The 21,603-nt window shown below is 63.7% G+C and carries 20 protein-coding genes; 18 read left to right on the top strand and 2 right to left on the bottom strand.

What is annotated here, in order from left to right:
- Positions 1–136: 136 nt before the first annotated feature.
- The gene (locus BHD07_RS18825) at positions 137–1,300 is read right to left on the bottom strand and encodes a polyamine ABC transporter substrate-binding protein (protein ID WP_338282476.1); all 1,164 of its coding nucleotides are present in this window, start codon (positions 1,298–1,300) and stop codon (positions 137–139) included.
- A gap of 51 nt (positions 1,301–1,351) precedes the next feature.
- Positions 1,352–2,473 carry an ABC transporter ATP-binding protein gene (locus BHD07_RS18820; protein WP_338282474.1) on the bottom strand — a complete coding sequence of 374 codons (1,122 nt, stop codon included), beginning with the start codon at positions 2,471–2,473 and terminating at the stop codon, positions 1,352–1,354.
- A 142-nt stretch (positions 2,474–2,615) separates the two neighbouring features.
- On the opposite strand from BHD07_RS18820, the gene BHD07_RS18815 reads away from it, so the two are divergent.
- The 18 genes from BHD07_RS18815 (at position 2,616) to derI (ending at position 21,474) form a co-directional block, all read left to right on the top strand.
- Positions 2,616–3,419 carry a helix-turn-helix transcriptional regulator gene (locus BHD07_RS18815; protein WP_338282472.1) on the top strand — a complete coding sequence of 268 codons (804 nt, stop codon included), beginning with the start codon at positions 2,616–2,618 and terminating at the stop codon, positions 3,417–3,419.
- Between the two features lie 208 nt (positions 3,420–3,627).
- Positions 3,628–4,587 (top strand): sugar-binding transcriptional regulator, encoded by a 960-nt coding sequence (locus BHD07_RS18810; RefSeq protein ID WP_100671974.1) that lies wholly within the window; start codon positions 3,628–3,630, stop codon positions 4,585–4,587.
- 115 nt (positions 4,588–4,702) lie between these two features.
- Entirely contained in the window at positions 4,703–6,148 is a 1,446-nt protein-coding gene (locus tag BHD07_RS18805) for an ABC transporter substrate-binding protein (RefSeq protein WP_100671750.1), read from the top strand.
- Between the two features lie 188 nt (positions 6,149–6,336).
- Positions 6,337–7,260, top strand: a complete 924-nt coding sequence (locus BHD07_RS18800; RefSeq protein ID WP_018095517.1) for a carbohydrate ABC transporter permease — start codon at positions 6,337–6,339, stop codon at positions 7,258–7,260.
- Between the two features lie 11 nt (positions 7,261–7,271).
- Positions 7,272–8,129: a carbohydrate ABC transporter permease gene (locus BHD07_RS18795; RefSeq protein WP_010969796.1), complete on the top strand. Its 858-nt coding sequence runs from the start codon at positions 7,272–7,274 to the stop codon at positions 8,127–8,129.
- Between the two features lie 4 nt (positions 8,130–8,133).
- The gene (locus BHD07_RS18790; RefSeq protein ID WP_018095515.1) at positions 8,134–9,252 is read left to right on the top strand and encodes an ABC transporter ATP-binding protein; all 1,119 of its coding nucleotides are present in this window, start codon (positions 8,134–8,136) and stop codon (positions 9,250–9,252) included.
- Complete coding sequence (locus tag BHD07_RS18785; RefSeq protein ID WP_127711264.1) at positions 9,249–10,373, top strand: ABC transporter ATP-binding protein; 1,125 nt, start codon at positions 9,249–9,251, stop codon at positions 10,371–10,373. The genes BHD07_RS18790 and BHD07_RS18785 overlap by 4 nt, the downstream gene beginning before the upstream one ends.
- Positions 10,373–11,950: an FGGY-family carbohydrate kinase gene (locus BHD07_RS18780; protein ID WP_338282463.1), complete on the top strand. Its 1,578-nt coding sequence runs from the start codon at positions 10,373–10,375 to the stop codon at positions 11,948–11,950. The genes BHD07_RS18785 and BHD07_RS18780 overlap by 1 nt, the downstream gene beginning before the upstream one ends.
- Positions 11,947–12,984, top strand: a complete 1,038-nt coding sequence (locus BHD07_RS18775) for a 2-hydroxyacid dehydrogenase (protein ID WP_100671746.1) — start codon at positions 11,947–11,949, stop codon at positions 12,982–12,984. Before BHD07_RS18780 ends, BHD07_RS18775 begins: the two co-directional genes overlap by 4 nt.
- A 9-nt stretch (positions 12,985–12,993) precedes the next feature.
- Positions 12,994–13,662, top strand: a complete 669-nt coding sequence (locus BHD07_RS18770; protein ID WP_338282460.1) for a class II aldolase/adducin family protein — start codon at positions 12,994–12,996, stop codon at positions 13,660–13,662.
- Between the two features lie 4 nt (positions 13,663–13,666).
- The gene (locus BHD07_RS18765) at positions 13,667–15,205 is read left to right on the top strand and encodes a glycerol-3-phosphate dehydrogenase (protein ID WP_338282458.1); all 1,539 of its coding nucleotides are present in this window, start codon (positions 13,667–13,669) and stop codon (positions 15,203–15,205) included.
- A 13-nt stretch (positions 15,206–15,218) separates the two neighbouring features.
- Positions 15,219–16,274: a class II aldolase/adducin family protein gene (locus BHD07_RS18760; RefSeq protein ID WP_338282454.1), complete on the top strand. Its 1,056-nt coding sequence runs from the start codon at positions 15,219–15,221 to the stop codon at positions 16,272–16,274.
- The gene (locus tag BHD07_RS18755) at positions 16,271–17,554 is read left to right on the top strand and encodes an FGGY-family carbohydrate kinase (RefSeq protein WP_338282452.1); all 1,284 of its coding nucleotides are present in this window, start codon (positions 16,271–16,273) and stop codon (positions 17,552–17,554) included. The genes BHD07_RS18760 and BHD07_RS18755 overlap by 4 nt, the downstream gene beginning before the upstream one ends.
- The gene (locus tag BHD07_RS18750; protein ID WP_338282450.1) at positions 17,551–18,396 is read left to right on the top strand and encodes a TIGR01459 family HAD-type hydrolase; all 846 of its coding nucleotides are present in this window, start codon (positions 17,551–17,553) and stop codon (positions 18,394–18,396) included. The genes BHD07_RS18755 and BHD07_RS18750 overlap by 4 nt, the downstream gene beginning before the upstream one ends.
- 13 nt (positions 18,397–18,409) lie before the next feature.
- Positions 18,410–19,348 (top strand): sugar phosphate isomerase/epimerase family protein, encoded by a 939-nt coding sequence (locus BHD07_RS18745; RefSeq protein ID WP_338282448.1) that lies wholly within the window; start codon positions 18,410–18,412, stop codon positions 19,346–19,348.
- 94 nt (positions 19,349–19,442) lie between these two features.
- Positions 19,443–20,228 (top strand): DeoR/GlpR family DNA-binding transcription regulator, encoded by a 786-nt coding sequence (locus BHD07_RS18740; RefSeq protein ID WP_338282446.1) that lies wholly within the window; start codon positions 19,443–19,445, stop codon positions 20,226–20,228.
- On the top strand, positions 20,225–20,992 hold the full coding sequence (locus BHD07_RS18735) for a triose-phosphate isomerase (protein ID WP_100671739.1): 768 nt from the start codon (positions 20,225–20,227) through the stop codon (positions 20,990–20,992). The genes BHD07_RS18740 and BHD07_RS18735 overlap by 4 nt, the downstream gene beginning before the upstream one ends.
- A 44-nt stretch (positions 20,993–21,036) precedes the next feature.
- A complete protein-coding gene (derI, locus tag BHD07_RS18730; RefSeq protein WP_003537271.1) occupies positions 21,037–21,474 on the top strand; it encodes a D-erythrulose-4-phosphate isomerase in 438 nt (145 codons plus the stop codon).
- Positions 21,475–21,603: the final 129 nt, after the last annotated feature.

The following is a 21,603-nucleotide window of genomic DNA, read 5'->3' as shown; positions in this document are numbered from 1 at the left end:
GGAATGAAATTGCCCCTCACCCTAACCCTCTCCCCGCAGGCGGGGAGAGGTTAGGGACGTCGCGGCTTGTGTCCTTCTCCCCGTTAAACGGGGAGAAGGACGCGGCAGCGGGATGAGGGGCATCTTGCCCGTATGTTCAAGCCGATTTGAAGCGCGCCATCAGCTCGGCGCGGCCGGGATCCGTCAGCGTCACCGCAGCGCCGAATTCGAGCGGGGTGAGGGCCGCTTCGTCCGGATAGACGATCTTGTTCGAGGTGACATCGGCCGGGAGCAGCTTCATGACGCGGCTGTCGGTCGTCGGCGCGCCGTTGGCGATGTGTTCTTTAACGGCATTTTCAGGGGTCATCAGGAAATCGAGCAACGCGTAGCCCGCGGGCTTGTTCGCTGCACTCTTCGGGATCGCATAGAAGTCCGACCAGATCTCGCCGCCGTCCTTGCCGAGCACGAACTTGATCTCCGGCATGTCGCGATTGAGTTGGGCCCCGTCATTGGTCCAGCACATGGTCATCCACGCATCGGTCGCGCGCATCGAGGGCTGATAGTCGCTGTTGATGGCATAGAGATGCGGCTTGACCTTGATCAGCAACTCTTCGGCCTTGGCGAGCTCTTCGGGCTGGACCGAATTGAAGGAAAAGCCGAGCGAGACCAGCGCGTTGCCGATGGTGGTGAGCTGATAGTCGTGCACCATGGCGCGGCCGTCGGCTTCCGTCATCGCGACCTCGAAGAAGTCCTTCCAGCTCGCAACCGGCGCCTTGATCTTATCGGAATTCACCGCGATCCCGGTGGTTCCCCAGTTCTTCGGCACGGCATAGGTCTTTCCGTCGACGATGCCTTCATTGGTGAAGCGCTCATTTTCCGTAGAGGCGTCGTAGTTGGGCAGCTTGGAAAGATCGAGCTCGTCGATCAGGCCGAGCTTCACATAGGTCGAGATCGTGTAGTTCGTGGGGACGAAGAGGTCCCAGCCGGTGCCGCCCGCCTGCAGCTTCGCCAGCATTTCCTCGTTGGAACCGAAGACGTTGACTTCGACCGCAACGCCGGTCGCAGCGGTAAAGGCTTCGAAGGTGGCGGGGTCGTGATAGTTCGGCCAGGTGGCGATCGACATCTGCGTGCCGAGGTCGCCGGCGGCGTAAGCGGCGGAGTTGAAGAGGCCGGGCTGGCGCGCCAATACGGCCGTCGCGAGGCCGAGGCCGGTGACGCCGAGGAAGTGACGACGCGAAACGGAGCCGCGCTTCAGGCGCATCAGCTCGTCGGCAAGCTTATCCGCGGTGATCGGGGCATTCTCTCTGTACCACTTGGTCATGATGCTGTTCCCTTATCGTTGACGTCAATTGATTGCGGCAGATCGGGCCCTTCAGGCCGGAAAGACATGCATTGCATTCGGGTCGAAGCTTAGCCCGATCCTTTCGCCGGGCTCGGCGAGATCGCTGTCGTTCAGGCTGCGGCGGTCTGCGGTAACGAGAAAATCGCCGAGGCCCTCGACCTCGACCGAATATTCGACGGACGAGCCCAGGAAGATACGGTGGGTCACCGTGCCGCGCAGCGCAGCGCTGCCGTCACGCACCAGGCTTATCGCCTCCGGGCGCAGCGCAACCATGACCGGGCCTGCCGTGCCGTTGGCGCGGGCGGGCTTGGCAAGTCCGACGCCATTGGCGAGGAGGACCGCGCCGGCGCCGGGTTCGATCGACCCGGCGATGCGGTTGGCCTTGCCGACGAAATCGGCGACGAAGAGACTTGCCGGGCGGTCGTAGATCTCCTGCGGCGGTCCGATCTGCACGATGCGGCCGGTGCTCATGACGCAGACGAAGTCGCTCATCGAGAGCGCCTCTTCCTGATCGTGCGTGACGAGCACGAAGGTGATGCCGAGCTCGCGCTGCAGGCTCTGCAGTTCGATCTGCATGGCGGTGCGCAGCTTCTTATCGAGCGCTGCGAGCGGCTCGTCGAGGAGCAGCACCTTCGGCTTGTTGACGATGGCGCGGGCGAGCGCCACGCGCTGCTGCTGTCCGCCGGACATTTCGTGGATCCGGCGCTTGCCGAAGCCGCCGAGGCGGACCATCTCCAGCGCCTCCTGAGCACGCCGGGTGATCTCGGCGGCCGGGATGCGGGGACGCATTTGCCTCAAGCCATAGGCGACGTTCTGCTCGACATCGAGATGCGGGAAAAGCGCATATTGCTGGAACACCATGTTGACCGGCCGGCGATAGGCAGGCACGCCGTTCATTGGCTGGCCGCCGACATAGACCATGCCTTCGCTCGGCTGCTCGAAGCCGCCGATCATGCGCAGGCATGTGGTCTTGCCGCAGCCGGATGGGCCGAGCAGCGCAACGAAGGCGCCCTTCGGCACCGTCAGGTTGATGTCCGATACGGCCGTCACGCTGCCATAGCGTTTGGCGACCGAACGGAATTCGATGTCGTTCGTCGAAGCGGATGTCACGTCTGTTCCCTGCGGTCGTTCTTGGAATTGCTCGCGGTTCATGCACCGCCGCTTCCACCGTCATTATCGGATAGCCTAGTCAAAAGCGCCCGGGCCGGTATATACCCCAAGAGAGGTATTTCAACCCAAAACGCCCTGTGGGAGGAGTATACCCCAGAGCGGCGGAGCGACCCGGGAGAACCGTTTGGGCATCGACCTCGACAGACTTTTTCAGGCGATGGCGCCGCTGGTGAACGGCGCCCTGATGGATGACGAGGCTGTCGGCTGCACATTCCGGGGACTGATGTCCACCCTGATGACGTTCGATTACGTCGTCGTCTTCGCCTATCGGGGAAAAGAACGGCCGCTCGACCTTTACAGTACGTTCGACGCCGAGGATCACGTGCTCTTCGTGAGCCTCTATCAGGCTGGACCTTATCTGCTCGATCCGTTCTATCACGCCGCTCGTGCCCCCAAGCCCGGCGTGTGGCGCATGCGCGAACTGGCGCCCGACCGCTTTTTCTCGAGCGAGTACTACCGGACCTACTACGTCCAGACGGGGCTTGCCGAGGAGGTCGGCTTCTTCGTGCCGGTCAGCGAACAGGTCACCGTCGTCCTCTCCTTGATGCGGCGGGAGGCGACGGGGGTCTTCAGCGCGACGGAATTCGCTTTGCTGAAGAAGGCGGAGCTGCTGGTGGCGGCCCTCGTGCGCCATCATTGGGCGGAACTCGACCGTCGCTTCGATATGGCGCTCGCGAAAAAGGGCCGGGGCCGCCGGAAGGCGGCACATCCTCCGGCTGACGGGGTCTGGCGGCACCTCAATCTTACCGAGCGGGAAGCGGCGATCATCGAACTCGTGCTCCAGGGCCATTCTTCCGAATCGATCGGATTGAAGCTCGGCATTTCGACGGGCACGGTCAAAGTCCACCGCCGCAACGTCTATCGGAAGCTCGGCATTTCCTCGCAAACCCAGCTCCTGTCTCTCTACATCAAGAATCTCGGCCATTAGAGAGGGGGGCTTCCGCTTCTGCCGATCACCTGACGCCGTCGGCTTTCGAAAACTCCGCGGGACGCATCGCCGATGTGCCCGCGTTTTTTCGGCATGCGACCAACTGAGACTTGACAATTTTTTCAACCCGTGAAAATTATTTCATATCGAGATAAAAATATCATGCGCTGCAAAATTTATCATGCAGCGCAGCATCGGGTGGGAGGATATGGCGAGCATCGGTGGAATGGCTGTCCGCGAGGACGAGGCGAGCATGGCGACCCGCGCCGCCTGGCTGCATTACGCCGGCGGGCTGACCCAAGCCGAGGTCGCCAAGCGCCTGGGGCTCACGTCGCTCAAAGCACACCGGCTGATCATGAAGGCCAACCAGGAAGGGTTGGTGAAAGTCTATATCGACGGGGACGTCTCCGAATGCGTCGAGCTGGAGCAGAAGCTTTCCAGCCGATACGGCCTGGACTATTGCGAGGTGGTCCCGGACTTCGACAGCGACGACCTGCCGCTGAAGGCGCTCGGCATCTCCGGGGCGCAGTTTCTCAGACGCGAGATCGAGCGCGGAGAGACGGCGCTGATCGGCGTCGGCCACGGACGCACGCTCGCAGCCAGCATCGAGTACATGCCGCGCACGGCGAGCAACAACACCCGCTTCGTTTCTCTGCTCGGCGGGCTCACGCGAAAATTCTCCGCCAATCCGCATGACGTTATCCACCGCCTGGCAGAGCGCACGGGCGCCGAAGCCTATGTGATGCCGGTGCCGTTCTTCGCCAATACGGTCGAGGATCGCGATGTCCTTTTCAGCCAGCGCGGCGTGCGGGAGGTCTTCGATCTCGCGAAGTCGGCCGACCTTCTGATGGTCGGAATCGGTACGGCCGAGCGCGAGGCTTCACTTGTGGCGACCGGGATGATCGAGATGCGCGAAATAGCGGAGATCCAGAAAGCGGGCGGCGTGGGCGAACTGCTCGGCCACTTCTTCGACGAGAAGGGCAGGCCGATAGAGACCGCGCTTTCGAACCGCACCTTCACGCTTGGCCGGCAGGACCTGAAGAACCGCCGCACCGTGGCGATTGCCGGGGGCAGGGTCAAGACGCGCCCGATTCGCGCGGTCCTCGAGAGCGGGTTCCTGAGCGGACTCATCACCGACGAGCGCACTGCGCAGACGCTCGCCGCTTGAGAAAACACGGGACCGAGGAGCGACGAAAATCGGCGCTGCGGTCCAGGGAGGCAATACCGGTTGGGTAGCCGGCAGCTCAGTCGAGCAGTTTTACCCGTAGTGGAGGAGAAAACAGATGTACGACAAGGAGAAAGACCTCATTGGCGCATTCCTGCGCGGAGAGGTGGACCGTCGCGGCCTGTTGAAGGGCCTTGGCGCGGCAGGCCTGACGGCGGGCACCGCCGGCACCCTGTTCAACATGATGTCGACCCAGGCGCTTGCCGCCGACTTCGACTGGAAGGCACATTCCGGCAAGTCGCTGAAGCTGCTCCTGAACAAGCACCCTTATGCGGATGCGATGATCGCCAATCTTCAGGCGTTCAAGGACCTGACCGGCATCGAAGTCACCTATGACGTCTTCCCGGAGGACGTCTATTTCGACAAGGTGACGGCGGCGCTCTCTTCCGGCTCGTCGGAATACGACGCCTTCATGACCGGCGCCTATATGACCTGGACCTACGGTCCGGCCGGCTGGATCACGGACCTCAACGAGTGGATCAAGGATCCGGCGAAGACAAATCCGCAATATGGCTGGGACGACTTCCTGCCGGGCGTCAAGGCTTCCTGCGCATGGAACGGACAGCCGGGCGGTGCGCTCGGTTCGGAAGATGCCAAGCAATGGTGCATTCCGTGGGGCTACGAGCAGAACAACCTCTCCTATAATCAGGAGATGTTCGAAAAGGTCGGCGCAAGCGTTCCGAAGAACCTCGATGAACTCGTCGCTACCGCGGCAAAGCTCAACAAGGACGTGGGCGGCGGCGTCTACGGCATCGGCGTGCGCGGGTCCCGTTCCTGGGCGACCATCCATCCGGGCTTCCTTTCCGGCTACGCCAATTTCGGCCAGAAGGATCTGAACGTTTCGGAGGACGGCAAGCTTTCGGCCGCGATGAATACGCCTGAATCCAAGGCCTTCCACGCAAAATGGGTGCAGATGATCCAGGAGAGCGGCCCGAAGGACTGGTCGACCTATACCTGGTACCAGGTCGGCACGGACCTCGGCGCCGGCGCCTCCGCCATGATCTACGACGCCGACATTCTCGGCTACTTCATGAATGGCGGCGATAACAAGATGGCCGGCAAGCTCGCCTACGCGCCGTTTGCCGCCAACCCGGAAGCAAAGGCTCCGACGCCGAACATCTGGATCTGGTCGCTGGCCATGTCCAACTTCGCGAAGGACAAGGATGCGACCTGGTATTTCCTGCAATGGGCATCGGGTCTCGAGCACGCGATCTTCGGCGCGACCAAGATGGACTTCGTCAATCCGGTCCGGGCATCGGTCTGGAAGGACGAGATCTTCCGCGAGCGGTTGAACAAGAGCTATCCCGGTTATGTGGAGATGCACGACGTTTCGGCGCCGGGCGCGAAGATCCACTTCACCCCCCAGCCGCTTTTCTTCGACCTCACCACCGAGTGGGCGGCGACGCTGCAGAAGATGGTGGCGAAGGAAGTGCCGGTCGACGAGGGTCTCGACAGGCTTGTCGAGAGCATCAACCGGCAGCTCGCGGAAGCCGGTCTCGGTTGATCGCACCTCCGGCTTGGAGCGGAGGCGGGCGGACATCATCGAAGGTTCGCATCCATCCCGCTCCAGGCCAGCCCGCCGCCGGCGGGTCGCCGTTTCGGCACGAAAAGCAAATGGAAGAGGGGGTCTGGCTGCGCCGGCCGCGGCCGACCCCTTATGTCATAGACACAGGCATTTAGACGGAGCTGGCCATGGCTTCAGTAACGCACTCCAGCCCAAGGGGCAGCAGGTTCGGAATCAGCAAGAGGGCCTTGCCCTATGTGCTCTCCCTGCCGGCGCTTCTCGTGTGCATCGGTATCCTGATCCCGTTCTTCACGGCGGTGATCTATTCCTTCCAGCGCTACCGGCTTAGCCAGCCCTGGGCACGCCAGTTCAACTGGGGTGAGAACTATCTGAACTTCTTCACCGATCCGGGTTTCTGGAACACGCTGAAGATCTCGCTGCTCTATGCCGGCGTCACCGTGACCCTGGAGCTGCTGCTCGGTCTCGGCATCGCACTGCTCTTGCAGCGCCGCTCCACGGTCAACAATTTCATCTCGATCATGCTGCTCCTGCCGCTGATGACGGCCCCGGCGCTCGCCGCGCTGATGTGGAAGCTGATGACCAATCCCGGCTTCGGAATCCTGAGCTATCTCGCAAGTCTCGTAGGCCTTGAGAATTTCCGCTGGGCCTCCTCGCCGGACACGGCGCTGCTGACCGTCGTGCTCGTCGACATCTGGGTCTATACGCCCTTCATCATGATCCTGCTGCTCGCGGGCCTCCGCTCGCTGCCGACGCAGCCTTTCGAAGCGGCGGCGCTCGACGGCGTGCCGCGCAGTTTCGTCTTCTTCCGCATCACCTTGCCGATGCTGACGCCCTATATTCTGACGGCGACGCTCTTCCGGCTGCTCGATTCGATCCAGCAGTTCGACATCATCTACGCGATGACGCAGGGCGGACCCGGGGACACGCTGACGGTCTTCCAGGTCGAGGCCTACCTCAACTTCTTCCAGTCGACCAATGTCGGGCGTTCAGCGGCGCTGCTGATCATCCTGTGGGCGATCACCTACGCCCTGTCGAACATCTTCATCAAGAACTGGCTCCGGCTGCGCGAACGCGCCCGCGGCGAAGCGTAAGGAGGCCGAAAATGGAAACCACCTCTCCGGTCGAAAGGCTCCTGCGCGGCGTCGCGCTCACCCTGGTCGTCGTCTTCTTCATGTTTCCGATCGTCTGGATCTTCCTCATGTCGTTCCAGACGAACGAGACGATCCTCAGAATACCCCCATCGGTGGTCTTCACGCCGACGCTCGAGAATTATGCGGCGCTGATCACCGGCAAACTCCAGACCGCCTCCGGCACGCTCGATATCGCTTTCATGCGCAATCTCGGCAATTCGGTCCTGCTGTCGGTCGCTTCCGTAGCTCTGGCGCTGGTTCTCGGCGTGCCGGCGGCCTATGCCTTCGCGCGGCACAAGTTCAGGGGGTCGGAGGACATCGCCTTCACGCTGCTCTCCTTCCGCTTTGCGCCGCCGTTGCTCGTGCTGCTGCCCCTGACGCAGTATTTTCAGTGGCTCGGCCTCTCGAACACCTATTTCGGTCTCATCTGGATCTACCAGCTGATCTGCCTGCCGCTCATCCTCTGGATCGTGCGCGGCTACTTCGAGGACATCTCGGCCGATGTCGAATATGCCTATCGCATCGCCGGCCACTCCTGGTTTTCGACGTTCCGCAAGATCGCCCTGCCGCTGGCAGGTCCCGGGATAGCAGCGGCCGGTCTGCTCGCCTTCATCTTCGCCTGGAACAATTTCGTTTTCGCCCTGGTGCTGGCGTCCGCAGACAAGCAGCCGGTGACAGTCGGCGCGCTGGCATTCGTCACGGCCTCGGGCATCCAGTACGGCCAGATCGCCGCCGCGATCGTGCTCTCGATCACGCCGACGCTCGCACTCGCACTCTACGCCCAGCGCTACCTCGTCGAAGGCCTGTCGCTCGGTGCGGTGAAGGGATAATCGAATGACAACACTGCAACTGAAAAACATCGTCAAGCGCTACAAGAGCCAGGCGGTTCTGGACGATCTCTCGCTCGACGTGGCCAATGGCGAGCGACTGGTGCTCTTCGGCCCATCCGGTTCCGGCAAGACCGTTCTGCTCCGGCTGATCGCCGGCGTCATCGAGCCGGATGGTGGCCGGGTCCTGATCGGCGGCGAAGACATGACCGACGTGGACGCGGAGCATCGCGGGCTCGGCATGGCGTTCCAGAACTTTGCACTGTTCCCGCATATGAGCGCCTTCGACAACATCGCCAGCGCGCTGACCTCGCGGAAATCGTCCCGGGACACGATCGCCGCCGGCGTGCACAAGGTCGCAAAGCTCCTGAAGATCGATCATGTGCTGAGCCATCATCCGAAGGCGCTCTCCAACGGCCAGAAGCAGCGCACGGCACTTGCCCGCGCCCTCGTGGGCTCGCCGCCGCTGCTGCTTCTCGACGATCCGCTTCGCAACGTCGACGCGAAGCTGCGCTTCGAAATGAGGTTGGAACTGCCGCGCCTGCTCGCCGCTCAAGGGGCAACCGTCATCTACGTCACGCAGGACTATAAGGAGGCAATGGCGCTCGGCGACCGCATCGCGGTCATGGCGCATGGGCGTATCCGCCAGATCGGCACGCCGGCGGAAATCTACAACGCGCCCGCCGATATAGAGATCGCCCGGCTCTTCGGCGATCCGACCATCAACCTGCTCGATGTCGTGCCGCAGCGCGGACCGGACGGCGCGTTCGTCGAACTCTCCGACATGCGGCTGCGCCTGCCGGGCTTCGGCGCGCAAATTGTCGAAAAGCAATGCGTTCTCGGCCTGCGCCCGGAGACGATCGCTTTTACCGAAGCCGCCGCGCAGGGCGCGATCCCCGTGACGGTCGAGGCGGAAACGCCGCTCAACGAGAAGACCGTGACGCTGGCGCTGACCGCCCGCGGCCGCGAGATCTTGGTGTCCCGTCCTGCCGGTACCCCCGGCCCGGTCGCCGGACCGGCGCATATCGCAGTCGACGGTCGGGCGGCCTTTCTGTTCGACAAGGCGACGGGCCAGCGCATCCTTCCTTCCGAACTGGCATCCAAGCGCGATGGAGAAGCGGCATGAACGCTACCGCTCTTTTGATCGACAACGTCGACAAGTTCTATGGCCCGGTCGACTACGGCGTTCACGCCGTGAAGCAGCTGAACATGGAGGTGAAGAAGGGTGAGATCATCGCGCTTCTGGGCTCCTCCGGCTGCGGCAAGACCTCTACCCTTCGCATGATCGCGGGCTTCGAACCGGTATCGCGCGGCACGATTTCGGTCGCCGGCCGGCAGGTGCATATGCTTGCGCCGGTCCGCCGCAACGTCGCCATGGCCTTCGAAGGCTATTCGCTCTATCCGCCGCTGACGGTACGCGAAAACATAGCTTTTGCGCTCAAGGCGTCGAAGCTCTCGCAGAGCGTCGTCGAAGAGAAGGTAGCGAGCATCGCCAAACTGCTCGAGATCGAGGATATTCTCGGCCGTTATCCGAGTTCGATTTCCGGCGGTCAGCAGCAGAGGGCGTCCCTCGGACGCGCGCTTATCCGCGACGCCGACCTGCATCTCCTCGACGAACCGATGGGCCAGCTCGAGCCGCAATTGCGCGCCGTGCTGCGCGGCCGTATCAAGCACTACATCAAGGAACGCGGGCTCACCGCCATTCTCGTCACCCACGATCAGACCGAAGCGAACGCGCTCGCCGACCGGATCGCCGTCATGGAAGGCGGCGTGCTGCAGCAGTTCGATACGCCTCAGAAGATCAAGGAGCGGCCGGCGAATCTCTTCACCGGAACCTTCGTCGGCGAACCGCCGATGAACGTCTTCGAGGCAAGCGTCAGCGGCACGGACGCCCGCGTGACCTTCGGCCTCAAGGACGGGGTCCGGCTCGAATACCAGGCCGCCGATTTCTCCCATGCCGTCCGCAATGCGCTGATGAAGCGCCAGAATGTGGTTCTCGGCATTCGGCCCTATTCCGTCCGGCGCAGTGCAGACGGGGTGACGGGGCGCGTTGCCGTCAATCAATGGCTCGGCGACCAGACCCATATCGCGGCCGATTTCGCCGGCGGCACCATGGTGCTCGTCGAACACGACCGTACCAGCCTGGAGATCGGCCAGCCGATCGGCATCCGGCTCGACCCTGCAAGCCTGCACGTCTTCGACAGCGAGAGCGGTATGGCGATTTCGCACGGCGAGGAGCTCGCCTGATGCGCGACATCCTCATCGGCATCGATGCCGGAACGTCCGTCATCAAGTCCGTCGCCTTCGATCTCGGCGGCCGGCAGCTGGCGATGACGGCGGTTCCGAACAGCTATGAGGCGGTGGGCCGCACCGGCAGCGTTCAGGAGTTGCGGCGTACCTGGACGGACACGGTCAAAACCCTGGTCGAGCTCTCGGCCAGGATCGAGAACCTCCCTGGCCGTGTTGCCGCCATCGCGGTGACCGGTCAGGGGGACGGCACCTGGATGATCGACAGAGAGGGCGAGCCGGTGGGCAAGGGCTGGCTCTGGCTTGATGCGCGCGCGAGCGCAATCGTCGAACGCCTGCGGGCCGAAAGCGGCGATGCGGAGCGTTTCTCGCGCACCGGCTCCGGACTTGCCGCCTGCCAGCAGGGCCCGCAGTTGCGCTGGATGAAGGATCATGCACCGGAGATGCTGCAAGGTGCTGCGACCGCATTCCATTGCAAGGACTGGCTCTATTTCAATCTCACGGACAGGCGCGCGACCGATCCCTCGGAAGCGAATTTCACCTTCGGCGATTTCCGCAAGCGCCAGTATTCCGACGACGTGATCGACTTTCTCGGTCTCAACGAACTCAAACACCTGCTGCCGGAAATCGTCGACGGGGCGAGCACGCATCACCCTCTCTCGGCTGCCGCCGCAGCCGCCACGGGCCTGCCGGCGGGGACGCCGGTGGTGCTTGGCTATGTCGACGTCGTCTGCACGGCGCTCGGCGCTGGCCTCTACGATCCCGGAACCGACACGGGCTGCTCGATCATAGGCTCGACAGGCATGCACATGCGTCTGGCCGCCGGCGCCGACGATGTTCGGCTCAACCAGGATCACACCGGCTACACCATGTGCATGCCGATTCCGGGCACCTATGCGCAGATGCAGTCGAATATGGCTGCGACGCTCAATATCGACTGGATCCTGCGGTTTGCGGGAGGTCTCCTCAAGGGCATGGGGATCGAGAAATCGAAGAACGATCTGCTCACCCATGTGGATGGCTGGCTTTCCGAGGCGAACGAGACTCCGCTTCTCTTCCAGCCCTACATTTCGGAGGCCGGTGAGCGCGGCCCCTTTGTCGATGCTTCGGCCCGCGCCTCCTTCGTCGGGCTTTCGATCAATCACGGCTTCGGCGACATGGTGCGTGCGGTCTTCGACGGTCTCGCCTTTGCCTCGCGGGATTGTTACGCCGCGATGGGGCCGCTGCCGGCCTGCGTTCGTCTGTCGGGCGGCGCTGCGCGCAGCGCCTCGCTGCGCCGCATTCTCGGCGGGGCTCTCGGCGCCAGCATCCAGACGAGCGAACGCGAGGAGGCGGGTGCCGCCGGTGCGGCGATGATCGCCGCCGTCTCTCTCGGCATTTATCCCTCGATGGCCGACTGCGTCCGCGAATGGGTGCGGCCCCACCATCGGCCGGCAGAACCCGCGGATGAAGAGCTTGCGCGCCGCTATGATGCGCTTTTCCCCGCCTACAAGCAGTCGCGCCTTGCGCTTCAACCCGTCTGGCATGCGCTCTCCCACGCAGCCGGAACGGGAAACCAACAGGAAAGACCGCAATGAAGAAGATAGCCATTATCGGCGACCGGTTCATGCTGCCGGATGTTTTTCGCGACAAGATCGTCGAGGCATGCGGCGACGGGCATGAGATCAGCATGCTCGAACTGCCCTGGCCGGACGTGCCGATGGAGCACGGCTATGCCGTGGAGGGCATGGACGGCCTCAAGGAATATCTCGGCAAGCCCGGCGAAATCGTCGACTTCGTCGGCGATGCCGAAATTCTCGTGACGCAGCTTGCGCCCCTGTCGCGAACGATGCTGGCTGACCTGCCGGGATTGAAGCTCGTCGCCGTGTCGCGCGGCGGTCCGGTCAATATCGACATGAAAGCCGCTCGCGAGGCGGGCGTCCTCGTCGTCAACACGCCCGGCCGCAATGCGAGTGCCGTCGCCGAATTCACGATCGGCGCCATCCTCGCGGAGACGCGCCTTATCCGCGTGGGGCACGAAGCGCTGAGGCGGAGCGAATGGCGGGGCGATCTCTACCGTGCCGACCGCACCGGCCGCGAGCTTTCCGAAATGACGGTCGGCGTCATCGGCTACGGCAATATCGGCACCAAGGTGGTCCGCTTGCTTCGTGCTTTCGGCACCAAGGTGCTCGTCCACGATCCCTATGTTCAGCTCAGCGCCGAAGACAGGAATGCCGGCGTCGAGCACGTCTCGCTCGACGAACTGCTTGCCCGCGCCGACCTGGTGACGCTGCATCCGCGCGTCAGCGAAGAGACGAAGAACATGATGAATGCGGAGACCTTCGCGAAGATGAAGCCGGGGGCGATCTTCGTGAACACGGCCCGCGGACCGCTCTGCGACTATGACGCGCTTTACGAGAATCTCGTCAGCGGCCATCTCGCAAGCGCGATGCTGGAGACGTTTGCCGTCGAGCCCGTGCCGGAAGGCTGGCCGCTGTTGAATCTTCCCAATGTGACGCTGACGCCGCATATCGCGGGCGCGTCGGTACGCACCGTGACCTATGCGGCCGAAATGGCTGCCGAGGAAGTGCGCCGCTACATCGCCGGCCTGCCGCCGGTCAATCCGTGCTGAGGTGGGACGATGAACGAACTTCAACTGCGCCAGTCGATCATCGACCATTGCCGCCACATGAATGCGATCGGCCTCAACCAGGGCACTTCGGGCAATATCAGCCTGCGCCATAACGGCACGATGCTGATCACCCCGTCTGCGATCCCCTATGCCGAGATGACGCCTGACATGATCGTCGCCATGCCGATCGACGGCGAGTATGGCGCCTGGGCAGGCCCCAAGAGGCCGTCGGTCGAATGGCCCTTCCACCTCGACATTCTGCGGGCGCGGCCGGATGTCGGCGCCGTCGTTCATACCCACGCGACCTTCTCGACGATCCTCGCGATCGCGGGCAAGCCGATTCCCGCCTGCCACTACATGATCGCCGCCTTCGGCGGTTCCGACGTGCGCGTCGCCGATTACGCCCGCTACGGCACGAAGGCGCTGTCGGAGAACGTGCTGAAGGCGATGGAGGGGCGTTCCGCCTGCCTCATGGCCAATCACGGCATGATCGCGACCGGTTCGAGCCTGGAAAAGGCGATGTGGGCGGCGATCGAGCTCGAGACGATCGCCAAGCAATATTACCACGCGCTCCTGATCGGCGGCCCGGTGGTCCTGCCTGAGGAGGAAATCGCCGGCGTCATCGAGGGATTCGCCACTTACGGCCATCAGGACAAACCCAACGGCGAGGCCGCCTGACCGCATGACGACGACAGGAGACAAGCACGTGAGTTCCGAAACCGGTACATACGACCTTTTCGTCATCGGCGGCGGCATAAACGGGGCGGGCATTGCCCGCGACGCGGCAGGGCGGGGGCTCTCCGTCCTGCTCTGCGAGAAGGACGATCTGGCGCAGGGCACGAGTTCCCGCTCCGGCAAGCTCGTTCATGGCGGCTTACGCTACCTCGAATATTACGAGTTCCGCCTGGTGCGCGAAGCCCTGATAGAGCGCGAGGTTCTGCTGGAATCCGCACCTCACATCATCTGGCCGATGCGTTTCGTGCTGCCGCACAATCCGGCCGACAGGCCGGCCTGGCTCGTACGGCTCGGCCTCTTCCTCTACGATCACCTGGGCGGCCGCAAGCGCCTCCCCGGCACGCGGGTGCTCAACCTGCGTACGGCCCCGGAAGGCGCTGCGATCAAGCCGGCCTATCGCAAGGCCTTCGAATATTCCGACTGTTGGGTGGACGACGCCCGCCTCGTCGTGCTCAACGCGCTCGACGCGAAAAAGAAAGGCGCCCGGATACTGACCCGCACCGCCTGCACCGGTATTCGCCGGCGAGGCGACCTCTGGCATGTCGAGATGACCGATGCCGCGACCGGAGCGAAGACGGAGGCCAAGGCGCGCTGCGTGGTCAATACCGCCGGGCCCTGGGTCAACGACGTGATCGGCCGCGTTGCGGGGCTGAATTCGAGCCGCAGCGTCCGCCTCGTCAAGGGCAGCCACATCGTCGTGCCGAAGTTCTGGGAGGGGCGGCAGGCCTATCTCGTCCAGAACCCCGACAAGCGCGTGATCTTCATCAATCCCTATCAGAACGATCTGGCGCTGATCGGCACCACGGATATTCCCTATGACGGGCGGCCTGAGGACGTCGCGGCGGACGAAAACGAGGTCGCCTATCTCCTGAAATCGGTGAACCGCTATTTCAAGCAGCAACTGGCGCCGGGCGACATCCTTCACAGCTTCTCGGGTGTGCGTCCGCTTTACGACGACAATGCCGAAAATCCGTCGGCAGTGACGCGCGACTATATTTTCGAGCTCGACGCCGCCGGGAAGGACGCGCCGCTGCTCTCGGTGTTCGGCGGCAAGATCACGACCTTCCGCAAGCTTTCCGAGCACGCGCTCGAACGGTTGAAGCCTTTCTTTCCGAAGATGGGCCCGGCCTGGACGGCGCGTGCGCATCTGCCGGGCGGCGACATGGCGGATGCGGATTTCGACCAGTTTCTCGGCGACCTGCGCGCGCGCTACCGGTGGCTGCCGTCGGACCTCGCCAAGCACTACGCCCGGCTTTACGGCACGCGGGCGCATGATCTGATCGGCAGCGCCACCTGCCTCGACGAGCTCGGGACGGCGTTCACGCAGCTCTTCCGGGAGCGGGAAGCCCGCTTCCTCATAGAGAATGAATGGGCGCGAACGGCGGAAGACCTGTTGGAACGGCGCACCAAACACGGCCTGCATATGAGCGACGCCGAGAAGCGTGCCTTCAGCGGCTGGTTCGAGGGCCAGCAGGCTGCGGCGTGAGAAGGAAGATTTGATGTTGCGAAGCTCCGAATTCGAAGCGCTTCTCGATCTGTCGGCGCGTGTCGGCGCCGATCCGGATCTCGTTCAGGGCGCGGGCGGCAATACCTCGATCAAGGAGGGCGGAACCCTCTGGATCAAGGCTTCCGGCCTGTGGCTTGCCCATGCCCGTCGGCGCGACGTGATGGTCGCGGTCGCGCTCGACCCGTTGCTCGACGCATTGGAGCGGGACGACCCGGCGACGGAGAAGGCGCAGGATTTCGTCGTCGAGGATCTGAACCCCTCGGGCCTCAGGCCGTCGATCGAAACCACGGTCCACGCGCTGATGCCGCAGAAGGTGGTGGTTCATGTCCATTGCGTCGAGACGATCGCGACTGCCGTTCACGCCGACGCGGCCGCGATTGCCGAAGAGAAGCTTAAGGGCATTCCCTACGCCTTCGTTCCCTATGCCAGGCCGGGGCTGCCGCTCGCCAAGGCAATTGCCGAGCGGATTCGGGATGACACCTCGGTCCTGGTACTCGGAAATCACGGGCTTGCCGTCGCAGCCGAGACGGTCGCGGACGCGGCGCGTCTTCTCGCAGAGGTATCCCAGCGCTTCGCCGTGCCCGTGCGGCGGGCGCCTTCCGCCGACCTGGAGGCGCTGTCGCGCCTTGCGGTCAACAGCGCCTACCGGCTGCCCGACGACGGTCGGATCCACGATGCCGCGACCGATCTCGAAAGCTGCAGAATTGCCGCGGGAGGCAGCCTCTATCCGGACCACGTGATCTTTCTCGGCAAGGGATCGGTTGTCGCCGCTCCCGGAGAGAACGCGCTCTCTCTCGAAGAGGGATTCCGTCGCGCGGGAGAGAGCCTGCCGCCGGTCCTTCTCTTTCCCGGCAAGGGCGCCTTGGTGCTCAAGGATATCTCTGCCGGCGCGCTCGCCATGGCGCGCTGCCTTTCGGACGTGACGGCGCGAATCCCGGAGGGTGCAAGGCTGCGCTATCTCACCGATGCGGAAAACGCGGAACTTCTCGGCTGGGACGCGGAAAAATACCGCCAGCAACTGAACCGTGCAGGGCAGGTGCTGCAATGAGCGGCCGGGGCAAGCTCGTTCTCGGCATCGACCTCGGCACGTCCGGTGCACGTGCCGTGGCGATGACCGCTGCGGGCGAGATCGTCGCGTCGGGCGCAGCGAGGCTTGCCGCCTTTTCCGATGACCATCGCGATCCGCTTGGCTGGTGGAAGGCGGTCCAGGCCGCGCTTGCGCAGGCACTCGAAGCCGTCGACGGCTCGCATATATGTGCGCTCGGCATCGACGGCACGTCGGGCACCATGCTCCCGGTCGCTGCCGACGGAGCGCCGCTCGCGACGCCGCTCATGTATAACGACCCGGTCGGCGATCCCGCCGTTCTGGAGCGTATCGCCGTCCATGCACCCAAGGAGAGTGCGGCACATGGCGCGACGTCGGGCCTGGCCAAGCTGCTGACTTTCCAGTCGCTGCCAGAGGTCTTCCGTGTCATTCACCAGGCCGACTGGATTGCCGGCCATTTCACCGGGCTTTATGACGTCAGCGACGAAAACAACGCGCTGAAGACCGGCTACGATCCCGTTGCCCGCAACTGGCCGGAATGGCTTGCGCGGACCGGCGCGCGTGTCGATCTTCTGCCCGATGTTCTGCCGGCGGGGGCGCCGGTCGCGACGATCTCGCCGGCCGCGGCGGAAGCCTTCGGACTGCCGAGCGAAGCCGTTATCGTTGCGGGTACGACGGACGGCTGCGCCTCCTTCCTCGCGACCGGCGCTGACCGGCCGGGTGACGCCGTCAGCGCGCTGGGCACGACGCTGACGGTGAAGATGCTCTCCGACAAGCCGCTCTTTGCCCCGGAATTCGGGCTCTACAGCCACCGGATCGGCGATATGTGGCTTGCCGGCGGCGCCTCCAATACCGGTGGCGCGGTTCTCGCTGCGCATTTCAGCAGCGATCGGATCGTCGAGCTTTCGGAGCAAATCGACCCGGCGAGCGATACGGGCCTCGACTTCTATCCGCTGCTGAAACCCGGCGAGCGGTTCCCGGTGGCCGATCCCGCCTTCATGCCGCGCATGGAACCGCGCCCGACGGAGGACGCCGAATTCCTGAAGGCGATCTTCGAGGGCATCGCGGGGGTCGAGCGTCTTGCTTATGAGCGGCTCGTATCCCTCGGCAGCCCGGCCCTGGGCTCGATCCGCACCGTCGGCGGCGGCGCGAAGAACGGGGTGTGGACCGAAATCCGAAAACGGAGGCTCGCCGTTCCCTTCCTGCCGGTGCTATCGGAAGAGGCGGCTGCCGGCGCCGCTCGCCTGGCGCTTTCCGGAGCGAAAGAGGCGGGCGTGCTATGAGCGTCGTCCGGGAAATTCCAGCCCTCTCTGCGATATCGGACGCATATGATGCCTTTCTCGTGGATCAATACGGAGTGCTGAGAGACGGTCGCGGGCCCTATCCGGGTGCGGCGGAAACGCTTGTTCGCCTCAAGCAGGCCGGAAAGCGGGTCATCATCCTCTCCAATTCCGGCAAGCGCTCGGCCGAGAACGATCGGCGGCTGGAGGCACTCGGTTTCCAGGGCGGAAGCTGGGACTGGTTCCTGACCTCGGGAGAGGTTGCCTGGCAGCTCTTGAAACGGGAGGCCGAAGGCGAGGGCGGCGCAGCGCGCAAGTGCCTTCTGATCAGCCGCGACGGCGATCAGTCGCCGCTCAAGGGACTGAATCTCGTCCGCGCCGAGAGCGGTGAAGACGCCGACATCGTGCTGCTGGCGGGGAGCGAGGGCGATATCCATCCGCTTGCCTATTACGAAGATCTGCTGGGACCGGCTGCCCGGCGAGGCATCCCGTGCCTCTGTACCAACCCGGACAAGGTTATGCTGACGAGGAGCGGCCCGGCCTTCGGCGCCGGTCGCATCGCCGAGCTTTACGAAGAGCTGGGCGGTCCTGTGCGCTGGATCGGCAAGCCGTTTGCCGACATCTACGACTTCGCGCTCGATTTTCTCGGGCGGCCGGAGCCGCGGCGCGTCTGTGCCATAGGCGACAGCGTCGAGCATGACATTGCCGGGGCTGCGGCGGCCGGGCTCTGCTCGGTGCTCGTCGCCACCGGAATTCTCGAGCAGCGGTCGGACGCGGAGCGCCGGCAGCTCTTTCGGGAGCACGGTGCGAGCCCCGATTTCATCCTCCCGAAATTCCTCTGGTAGCAAGGAGCCGGCAATGGCCTTCACGCTGTCGCTCAACACCAATCCTCTGGTCAACCGCTTTGCCGAGGCGGACGACCTGATCGACACCATCGCCGAGAAGATCCGCATCGGTTACGTCCAGCTCACCCATGAATTCGTCAATCCAGGCTGGCCGGCGGCGACGATCAACAAGACGCTGCGGCAGTTTCGAACGGCGCTCGGCCGTACCGGCGTGAAAATCACCTCCGGCATGACGGGCCCCTATGGCCGTCTCAATCATTTCGGACATCCCGACCCGGACGTCCGGCGCTATTACGTCGACTGGTTCAAGACTTTCGCCGATATCTCCGCCGAGCTCGGCGCCTCCGGCATGGGTACGCAATTCGCGATCTTCACGCTCAGGGATTATCACGACCCGGCGCGTCGCGAGGAGCTGATGGCAATCGCCATCGAATGCTGGCGCGAGGTGGCAGAGCACGCCAAGGCCGCGGGCCTTTCCTATGTCTTCTGGGAGCCGATGTCGGTCGGCCGGGAGTTCGGCCACACGATCGAGGCGTGCAGGGCGCTCGACCGGCGTCTGGCGGCAGCCGACCTGCCGATCCCGATGAGGATGATGGTCGACATCGATCATGGCGACGTCACATCGCCGAACGCCGCCGACGTCGACCCCTATGCCTGGGCGGAGGCCTTTCCGCGGCAGTCGCCGATCATTCACGTCAAGCAGTCCTCGATGAACAAGGGCGGACACTGGCCCTTCACGGCCGCCCACAACAAGGACGGCAGGATCACGCCCTACCGACTGCTCGAGGCCGTCAGGAGGGGAGGCGGGACGGACAACGAAATCTGCCTGGAGCTTTCCTTCCGGGAGCGCGAACCGACCGACCGCAACGTGGTGGAAATGATCCGGGAGTCGGTTGAATTCTGGGAGCCCTTTATCGACACGGGATTCAATGCTTCGAAATTATCACAATGAAATGTAACAAAATCCCATATTTGAGTTGAAATATCACAGAAGACTGTTACCTTTCCCTTGGCGCAGCGGAGGCTGCACCTGACGGGACGATGCGATGAAACCGGAAGACAGACGCCAGGCGATCATGGATGTCCTGATGGAGGCGGGAACAGCCTCCGTCGAGGAACTTGCCCTTCGCTTCGGCGTCAGCAAGATGACGGTTCATCGCGATCTTGACGATCTCGAACAGGCGGGGCTCCTGCGAAAGGTCCATGGCGGCGCTTCCATCCAGTCGAGCCCGCAATTCGAAAGCGATTTCCGCTACCGTGAAAAGATCGCGACGGGCGAGAAGCGCCGCCTTGCGGAACATGCCGCGACGCTGATCGAGCCCGGCCAGAGCATCATCATCGACGACAGCTCGACGGCCGGAGCGATCGCCGGGTTTCTAAGGGATATTCGTCCGCTCACCGTCATCACCAACAATCTCGGCGTCATCGCCGATCTTTCGGGAGCCCCAGGCATCAACCTGATCGCGCTCGGCGGGCATTACAGCAAGAAATTCAACGGCTTTTTCGGTGTCGTCACCGAGGAGGCGCTGCGTTCGCTGCGCGCCGACGTGGCCTTCCTGTCGAGTTCGGCCGTCGAGGGCGCGTCAGCGTTCCACCAGGATCAGGAGGTCGTGCAGATCAAGCGCCAGATGGTGAAATCCGCCAGCCGCAAATATCTCCTGGTGGACCACGGCAAGTTCGGCCGGTCGGCCCTGCATTTCCTGACGGGGCTGGAGGCCTTCGATGCGGTGCTGACCGGAAGCGAAGTGTCCGAGGAGAATACGGCGGCGCTCGGTGACGCCGGCGTCAAGCTCGTCAGGATCGACAATCGGAAAATATTGGAGAACGCATGAGCAAGACTGGTCTCTGGGTCGGCACGAGCTGGAAGATGAACAAGACGCTGGCCGAGGCAATGGTCTTCGCCGACGGTCTTGCGGCCGCCGACGATGGGCGCGATCAGCGGATACAGCGCTTCGTCATTCCTCCGTTCACCGCCGTGCGGCAGGTGAAGGAAAGGCTTAAGGCGACGAGCGTCAAGGTCGGTGCGCAGAACATGCACTGGGACGATGCGGGCGCCTGGACCGGCGAAATTTCTCCGGTCATGCTCAGGGATTGCCATCTCGACATCGTCGAGCTCGGCCACAGCGAGCGGCGGGAGCATTTCGGCGAGACCGACCGCACCGTGGGCCTGAAGACGGCAGCCGCCGTCAAGCATGGGCTCGTGCCGTTGATCTGCATCGGCGAGACTCTCGCGGAACGCGAAGCGGGCGAGGCGGATACGGTCCTGAAGCGCCAGGTGGAAGGCGCCTTTGCCTTTCTCGAAGGCGCGGCGCGGACGGCGCCCGTTCTCCTGGCCTATGAGCCGGTCTGGGCGATCGGCGTCAACGGCATACCGGCCACCGCCGACTATGCGGATGCCCGCCACCGCCGCATTGGCGAAGTCGCCGAGCGTGCACTCGGCGTGAAGGTTCCGGTACTCTATGGCGGCAGCGTCAATCCGCAGAACTGCGAGGAATTGATCCTCCAGCGCCATATCGACGGGCTCTTCATCGGCCGCTCCGCCTGGGACGTGGGCGGCTACCTCGACATTCTGCAACGCGTAGCCCGGGCGATCTGAGCATCGCCGGGTCAGGCAACAACACCTTACGGAAAGGAAACAACATGAAAATCGCGATTGGAGCCGACAGTGCCGGCAAGCCCCTGCTCGACGTCATCGCCGCGCATCTCGCCAAGAGAAGCGATCTCGAAGTCAAGGACCTGAGTCAGACCGGCTACTATGCCGATCTCTCCCGCGATCTGGCGCAGACGATCACGGCCGGCGAAAACGAGCGCGGCATTCTGATCTGCGGCACCGGCATCGGCGTGTGCATCTCGGCCAACAAGGTGCCGGGCATCCGCGCCGCGCTGACCCACGATACCTATTCCGCCGAGCGGGCGGCCAAATCCAACAACGCCCAGATCATCACCATGGGCGCGCGCGTCATCGGCCCGGAACTGGCGAAATCGATCGTCGATACGTGGCTGGCCTCCGAGTTCGACCCCAATGGTCCGTCGGCGGCAAATGTCGAAGCGATCGACCGCCTGGATCAGGCGAAGTAACGGTCGCGAATTCTGCGGCGCGTGCTGATCCTCCCTCATGCGCACGCAGCGAGACGCCCGGCAGCGATGCCGGGTGTTTTCGTTGAAGGGGCGGTGCGCCGGGTGACTTCCCCCACATCCGGCTCTGCC

Source organism: Sinorhizobium sp. KGO-5 (assembly GCF_036245905.1).
GTDB lineage: Bacteria > Pseudomonadota > Alphaproteobacteria > Rhizobiales > Rhizobiaceae > Sinorhizobium > Sinorhizobium meliloti_A.
This window is presented reverse-complemented; position numbering and strand designations above follow the sequence as displayed.

Coding starts and splice junctions, on each gene's coding strand:
- BHD07_RS18825 (WP_338282476.1), bottom strand. CDS start 1,300: ATGACCAAGTGGTACAGAGAGAATGCCCCGATCACCGCGGATAAGCTT.
- BHD07_RS18820 (WP_338282474.1), bottom strand. CDS start 2,473: ATGAACCGCGAGCAATTCCAAGAACGACCGCAGGGAACAGACGTGACA.
- BHD07_RS18810 (WP_100671974.1), top strand. CDS start 3,628: ATGGCGAGCATCGGTGGAATGGCTGTCCGCGAGGACGAGGCGAGCATG.
- BHD07_RS18805 (WP_100671750.1), top strand. CDS start 4,703: ATGTACGACAAGGAGAAAGACCTCATTGGCGCATTCCTGCGCGGAGAG.
- BHD07_RS18800 (WP_018095517.1), top strand. CDS start 6,337: ATGGCTTCAGTAACGCACTCCAGCCCAAGGGGCAGCAGGTTCGGAATC.
- BHD07_RS18795 (WP_010969796.1), top strand. CDS start 7,272: ATGGAAACCACCTCTCCGGTCGAAAGGCTCCTGCGCGGCGTCGCGCTC.
- BHD07_RS18790 (WP_018095515.1), top strand. CDS start 8,134: ATGACAACACTGCAACTGAAAAACATCGTCAAGCGCTACAAGAGCCAG.
- BHD07_RS18785 (WP_127711264.1), top strand. CDS start 9,249: ATGAACGCTACCGCTCTTTTGATCGACAACGTCGACAAGTTCTATGGC.
- BHD07_RS18780 (WP_338282463.1), top strand. CDS start 10,373: ATGCGCGACATCCTCATCGGCATCGATGCCGGAACGTCCGTCATCAAG.
- BHD07_RS18775 (WP_100671746.1), top strand. CDS start 11,947: ATGAAGAAGATAGCCATTATCGGCGACCGGTTCATGCTGCCGGATGTT.
- BHD07_RS18770 (WP_338282460.1), top strand. CDS start 12,994: ATGAACGAACTTCAACTGCGCCAGTCGATCATCGACCATTGCCGCCAC.
- BHD07_RS18765 (WP_338282458.1), top strand. CDS start 13,667: ATGACGACGACAGGAGACAAGCACGTGAGTTCCGAAACCGGTACATAC.
- BHD07_RS18760 (WP_338282454.1), top strand. CDS start 15,219: ATGTTGCGAAGCTCCGAATTCGAAGCGCTTCTCGATCTGTCGGCGCGT.
- BHD07_RS18755 (WP_338282452.1), top strand. CDS start 16,271: ATGAGCGGCCGGGGCAAGCTCGTTCTCGGCATCGACCTCGGCACGTCC.
- BHD07_RS18750 (WP_338282450.1), top strand. CDS start 17,551: ATGAGCGTCGTCCGGGAAATTCCAGCCCTCTCTGCGATATCGGACGCA.
- BHD07_RS18745 (WP_338282448.1), top strand. CDS start 18,410: ATGGCCTTCACGCTGTCGCTCAACACCAATCCTCTGGTCAACCGCTTT.
- BHD07_RS18740 (WP_338282446.1), top strand. CDS start 19,443: ATGAAACCGGAAGACAGACGCCAGGCGATCATGGATGTCCTGATGGAG.
- BHD07_RS18735 (WP_100671739.1), top strand. CDS start 20,225: ATGAGCAAGACTGGTCTCTGGGTCGGCACGAGCTGGAAGATGAACAAG.
- derI (WP_003537271.1), top strand. CDS start 21,037: ATGAAAATCGCGATTGGAGCCGACAGTGCCGGCAAGCCCCTGCTCGAC.